Below are 5,962 nucleotides of genomic sequence, written 5' to 3'. Positions count from 1 at the left end.
CAATTTGAACCCGTCCCCAATGACTCATTCATCCTCGTGTTCGGCATGGGCGTGATCGGCCTGCCCATGGGCTTCGAGTATTCCGTCTCGGCGGTGGGCGCGCTCGCCATGCAGGGCGCCATCAACTCCTTCGGCACCGTGACCGTGACCGCGCAGACCACGGGCGAGAAGATCCGCCAGCTCTTCACCCTGCCCATGGAGAGCGTGGGCATGGCGGTGGCCTCCTACGCGGGGCAGAACTACGGCGCGCGGCGATTCGACCGCATCCGCGCGGGCATCAGGAGCGCCCCCGGCATCCAGCTCGCGTACTGCGCCGTCAGGGTTGCCCAGATGCTGCGGCGCGATGCGAGGGCCTGACGGCGGACGGGGACGGCAAGCGTCGAAAAACCCCTGGGGTAATTTGACATTGTCAAAGCCCCAGGGGTTATCTCACATGGTACAGGGTGCGGTTACGCCTTGTACCCGAAGTCCGGGATCTCGTGCCAGCGCTGGCGGAACCAGTGCGCGGCGAGCTTGGGCTTGCGGTCGCGCGTGAAGAGGCCCTTCTTGTTGCCCTCGACGCGCAGCAGGCTCTGCGAGGTGGCAAAATCGGCGAAGTTCCACACCTGCTCGCCCACGACGCAGTCGAACTTGTCGAACACGTCGCAGTTCATCTTGTAGTAATCGACCTGGTACTCCTCGGTGTACATGACGGGCGTGGTGTTGTGGAGCCCCGCCACGGTGTCCGCGCCGAACTCGGTGAACACCACGGGCTTGCCCACCACGTTCTGCCAGTACTCAAGCTCGCGCTCGAGGATCATCGGCGCCTTGTCGAAGTCCTCGCCGCCGCACACGTACCAGCCAGCGTAGCGGTTCAGGCAGATGACGTCGGAGAGCTGGGCGCTCACGTCCTTGGTGGGGTCGGGCATCATGACGCTCACGAGCGTGCACGGGCGTTTCTGCGGGTCGAGCTCGCGCGCTAGGTCGTAGAGCGGCTTGAAGTAGTCGTAGGCGCCCTCGCCGGCGGAATCCGGCTCGTTGGCGATGGACCACATGACCACGCAGGCGTGGTTCTTATCGCGCGCGATGAGGTCGCGGATGACGTCCTTGTGGTGCTCCTGCGTCTGCACGCCGTTCACGGGGTCGAAGGTGCGCACGCCCTGGCCCTGCGCGTTCGCGCCGCCGCCGAAGCCCAGGTTCACGCCCACGGCCGTGGTCTCATCGATGACGACGATGCCCTCGGCGTCGCACAGGCGCATCATCTCCTCGCTGTAGGGGTAGTGGCTCGTGCGGAAGCTGTTCGCGCCCTGCCACTTCATGAGCGAGATGTCCTTCACGTTCATGGGCATGTTCTCGCCGCGGCCGGCCGGGAAGGTGTCCTCGTGCTTGCCGTAGCCCTTGAAGTAGAACGGCCTGCCGTTGATGAGGAACTGCTTGCCGCGCACCTCGACGGTGCGCACGCCGTAGGGCAGCTCGTAGACGTCCTCGCCGTAGGTGACCTTCACGTTGTAGAGGTAGGCGGCGCCGGGGTTCCACAGGTGCACGCCCTCGATGGTGAGCGCGCCCTCGCAGCCCTCGGCCTCGGCGACCTTCTCGCCCTCGCGGTCGAAGACCTCGACGGTGCAGGCGCCCTCGCCCACGGCGGTCACCTTGTAGGAGATGGTCGCGACGTCGCCGTCCACGGCGGGCACGAGGTCGATGTCCTCGATATGCGCCTCGGGCGTGGTGTAGATGTAGCAGGGGCGCAGGATGCCCGCGTAGTTGAAGAAGTCGAAGTTCGGGTTGTTGCGCGGCTTGGACTCGCCGGTGTCGCCCATCATGCCGCCCATGAGGCCGCCCATCATGCTCGACTTGCCGCCCACGGGCAGCGTCGTGTAGTCGATGATGTTCGACACGGCCACGGTGAGCAGGTTGTCACCGGGCTTGAGGAACTCGTTGATCTGCACCTCGAAGGGCAGGAAGCCGCCCTCGTGCGTGCAGATGAGCTCGCCGTTGAGGTACACGCGCGCATGGTGCGTGACGCTCGAGAAGCGCAGCATCACCCGCTGCCCCATGGCGAAGGCGGGGACGGCGATCTTGCGCTGGTAGAAGACCCAGCCGTAGTGGTCGCGGTACTCGACGCCCTCCTTGAGGTCGTTGTAGGCGGCGGGCACGGCCATGGTGGTGGCGTCCTCGAGCGGCTTCGCGTACCACTTCTGGTCGAGGCCGGTGCCGTCATCGAGCTTGAAATCCCAGACGCCGCTGAGGTTCTCGACGAAGCGCGAGGACGTTTGTGCAGGGTAGAGCATAGTACCTCCTAGTGCGAGCCGGCGCGCTCCCCTCCGGGCGCGCGCCTTGCGGTGACGCTTGAACCTTACCCAAAAGTGATATACCAGAGACGGGGAATTCTCGGATGCGCGACGACTTTTCCGCGAGCGGCGGGCTTCCGACGGCGAGCGGGGCGGGTGCGCGACGGGTGGCGCGCCTGCGCTCGAAGGCAGTGCGCCAGCAGGGGAGCCGCATCTTGACGCGCAGGGATTTACCCTGCATAACGCCGCGTGCTTCCCGTTGCGCACCCCCGCCAGCCCCGTTCGGCGATAAACCGCAACCGTTCACGGAGCAACCCGGCGCGGCCGGGGGCGCCTGGGCGCGGAAGTAATATATTAGTCGTGCCATGGGAGGGGTGCGCACGATGCGACGCGCTCGGGGCGCGGGTTTGACCCGGCGTCGCGTTCGCCAGCATCGCCGCACGGTGAGAAAGGAGACCCCATGCCCGTTTGCATCGAGCTCGATCCCTCGAAGCTCAAGGAGGCCAGGACCGTCGACGAGCGCCTCGTCTCGTACAACGTCGAGATGACCGAGGTCACCGGCGGCACGTTCTGGAAGCCCTACACGCCCGGCCAGATCGCCGGCACGGAGGAGTTCCCCCAGATCAAGAGCTTCGCGGACTTCAGCTTCGAGGGCGCCAACACCCTCATGGAGGAGTTCCCGCCCGCGAACCTCTATAACGAGCGCCTGCGCAAGCTCGCGAAGGAGATCGGCCCGGCATGGGTGCGCGTCTCCGGCTCTTGGGCGACCGACACCTACTACGACTTCGACGGCACCTGCGCGGACGGCAAGGCCCCCGAGGGCTTCCGCGCCGTGCTCACGCGCGACATGTGGGTCGGCGTGCTCGACTTCGTGAAGGCCATCGGCGCCAAGCTCATGATCTCCGTGGCGAACTGCCCCGGCACGCATGACGGCGACGGCCCGTGGAAGAGCGACCAGGCCAAGGTCATCTTCGACTTCAGCCGCGACTACGGCGTGCCCATCGAGGCGACCGAGTTCATGAACGAGCCCAACATGGTCTCCACGGTGAAGATCCCCGGCTACGGCGTCAAGGAGTACGCGCGCGACCAGGACCTCTTCGCCCGCTTCATCCGCGAGAACTACCCCGAGTGCCAGGTCGTCGCGTGCTCTGCCTGCGGCGATGACGTGAAGGTGGACGGCAAGTCCGCCGGCGTCTCCGGCGTCTCCGACATGATGAAGCAGTTCGGCATGGAGGTCTTCGACACCGACGACCTCATCAAGATCGCCGAGGAGGCCCCGGACGTCTTCTCCTACCACTATTACAACGGCATCTCCGAGCGCCTCGCCGTGCTGGGCGTGCACTGGGACGCCGACAAGACGCTCTCCGAGGAGTACCTCGTCGCCGCGTCCGCGAGCGCGAACTACTACGCGAAGCGCCGCGACACCTGGGCGCCCGGCGCGCAGATGTGGGTCACCGAGTCCGGCGACGCCGGCGGCGGCGGCGACACCTGGGCGAGCACCTACATGGACGTCTTCCGCACCCTCAACGAGCTCGGCACCTTCTCCGCCATCACCGACGGCGTGATCTTCCACAACACGCTGAGCTCGAGCGACTACGGCTACCTCGACCGCAAGACGCACTTGCCGCGCCCGAACTGGTGGGCCGTGGTGCTGTGGAACCGCATCATGGGCCAGAAGGTCTACGAGACCGCGCCGGTGCAGGAGGGCGCGCACGTCTTCGTGCACGACCGCGCCGACGGCAAGGACGGCTACGCCGCGCTCGTGATCAACAACTCCAAGACCGATGCGACCACGGTCAAGCTGCCGAAGGACGCCGAGGTCTACGTGCTCTCCGCCGACACCCTGCGCGCGCAGACCATGAAGCTCAACGGGCACGACCTCGTGCTCGGCGAGAACGACGAGGTGCCCGCCATGGATCCGGTCTCCGTGCCGGCCGGCGACCTCGTGGTCGAGCCCGCCACCATGGCGTTCATCGTTCTATAAGGCATCCGGCCGCATGGCGCGCGCCCGCATAGGGGACAGCGGGCGCGCGCGGCCGGGGCTTCCCTCCCGGTGAGACGCATCGGGGGGCACATTTACATTTGGGTTGCGCGTGCTGCGCGCGCCCAGGAAAGGGGGTCCCATGGCTACCTCTTCTATTCCTGAGAAGCGCAAGAAGGTAGGCATCTTCGATTGCCTGTCCTACGCTGCCGGTGACTTTGGATGCAACATGAGCTTCGCGCTCGCCGGCACCTACTTCACCCTGTTCTACACCCAGTACATGGGCATCAACTCGCTCGTGTTCGCCGCGGTGCTCGTGGTGCTCAAGGTGTGGGACGGCATCAACGACCCGCTGCTCGGCGGCCTCATCGACGCCGCGAAGGTCGACCACTGGAAGCGCGGCAAGTACAAGACGTTCATCTACTACGGCTCGTTCGGCCTGGCCATCGCCGCCGCCCTGTGCTTCCTGCCCTTCCCGCAGGCCCCTCAGATCGCCAAGATCATGCTGTGCCTGTTCGGCTACATCATGTGGGATGCGTTCTACACGATCGTGAACGTGCCCTACGGCTCCATGCTCGCCGCCATCACGAACGTCCCGTCGGAGCGCGCGTCGCTCTCCGCCTGGCGCTCGCTCGGCGCGCTCGTGGCGCAGATGGGCGTCGCGGCCATCCTGCCCTCGCTGCTCTATGACGCGAACAACAACATCATGGGCGGCAAGCTCTTCGTGACCGCGCTCATCATGGGCGTCATCGCGCTCATCTCCATCCAGTTCATGTGCCACACCACCATCGAGCGCGTGCAGGTTCCGCCGTCGACGAAGAAGGACGGCTTCAACTTCCTGCGCGCCATCGTCGACTTCATGAAGAACCGTCCCGCCGTGGGCGCGACGCTTCCCACCGTGGCCATGTACCTCGGCATGTACGGCGCCGCCACCGCGACGACCGTCATGTTCCAGGCCTACTTCGGCGACATGCGCCTCTCCGGCCTCACCACCATGTGCATGACCATGCCGATGTTCCTGTTCATGCCGTTCCTGAAGAAGATCGTCGGCCGCTTCGGCAAGCAGGAAGCCTCCTCCGCGTGCATGCTGCTCGGCGTGCTCGCCACCTTCGGCATGATCGTGCTGCCCATCACCCCGGACGCGACCGGCATGATCATCTTCTTCGTGTGCATCCTGCTCTACGGCCTGGGCATGGGCGTCTTCATGTGCGTGGGCAACGCGCTCGTGGCCGACGCGATCGACTACCAGGAGTGGTCGACCGGCCGTCGCGAGGACAACACCATCTACGCCATGCAGTCGTTCTTCCGTAAGATCGCCCAGGGTATCGGCCCCTCGATCGGCCTCGTGCTCATGGTCGCCTTCGGCTACAACGAGGCGCTCCAGGCGAACCAGCCCTATGAGATCGCGCTCAACATGCGCTATCTCACCGCTGCCATGTACTTCTTCAGCGCCGTGCTGCAGTTCATCTCCCTCAAGTTCATCTACAACCTCGACAAGAACACGGTCGAGAAGATGACCGAGGAGCTCAACGCGAAGCACGCGGCGGAGCTCGCGCAGGCGAACCAGTAACGTAAAATAACCCCAGGGGTAATTTTACATGCGGGTGGGTCCTTCGGGGCCCGCCCGCGTTTTCGTGTGCGCCGCGGCTGCCCGTGCGCCCATGCCGGTCGCCTCGCGGACAAAGTTGACGGGTTTGTGCACGAAGGGCGGCTG

The 5,962-nt window shown here is 65.4% G+C and carries 4 protein-coding genes; 3 read left to right on the top strand and 1 reads right to left on the bottom strand.

Translation table 11 applies throughout. The features are described from left to right. Positions 1-357: MATE family efflux transporter (locus BN423_RS10745; RefSeq protein WP_262358999.1), on the top strand; the 357-nt coding region annotated here is incomplete at its 5' end. Between the two features lie 92 nt (positions 358-449). On the opposite strand, the gene uidA is transcribed toward BN423_RS10745, so the two are convergent. Next, positions 450-2,267 (bottom strand): beta-glucuronidase, encoded by a 1,818-nt coding sequence (gene uidA / locus BN423_RS05395; RefSeq protein ID WP_019239243.1) that lies wholly within the window; start codon positions 2,265-2,267, stop codon positions 450-452. Positions 2,268-2,727: 460 nt separating this feature from the next. Here uidA and BN423_RS05390 point away from each other — a divergent pair, with 460 nt between their 5' ends. After that, on the top strand, positions 2,728-4,251 hold the full coding sequence (locus BN423_RS05390) for a hypothetical protein (protein ID WP_019239242.1): 1,524 nt from the start codon (positions 2,728-2,730) through the stop codon (positions 4,249-4,251). Positions 4,252-4,390: 139 nt separating this feature from the next. After that, positions 4,391-5,818, top strand: coding sequence for an MFS transporter (locus tag BN423_RS05385; RefSeq protein ID WP_019239241.1), 1,428 nt, complete (start codon positions 4,391-4,393; stop codon positions 5,816-5,818). Positions 5,819-5,962: the final 144 nt, after the last annotated feature.

This window comes from Enorma timonensis (genome assembly GCF_000321165.1).
Lineage (GTDB): Bacteria > Actinomycetota > Coriobacteriia > Coriobacteriales > Coriobacteriaceae > Enorma.
Note: the sequence above shows the minus strand (reverse complement) of the source record. Positions and strands in the feature narration are given on the sequence as shown.

Excerpts from the sequence above, each read along its gene's own strand:
- uidA (WP_019239243.1), bottom strand. The coding sequence starts at position 2,267 with ATGCTCTACCCTGCACAAACGTCCTCGCGCTTCGTCGAGAACCTCAGC.
- BN423_RS05390 (WP_019239242.1), top strand. The coding sequence starts at position 2,728 with ATGCCCGTTTGCATCGAGCTCGATCCCTCGAAGCTCAAGGAGGCCAGG.
- BN423_RS05385 (WP_019239241.1), top strand. The coding sequence starts at position 4,391 with ATGGCTACCTCTTCTATTCCTGAGAAGCGCAAGAAGGTAGGCATCTTC.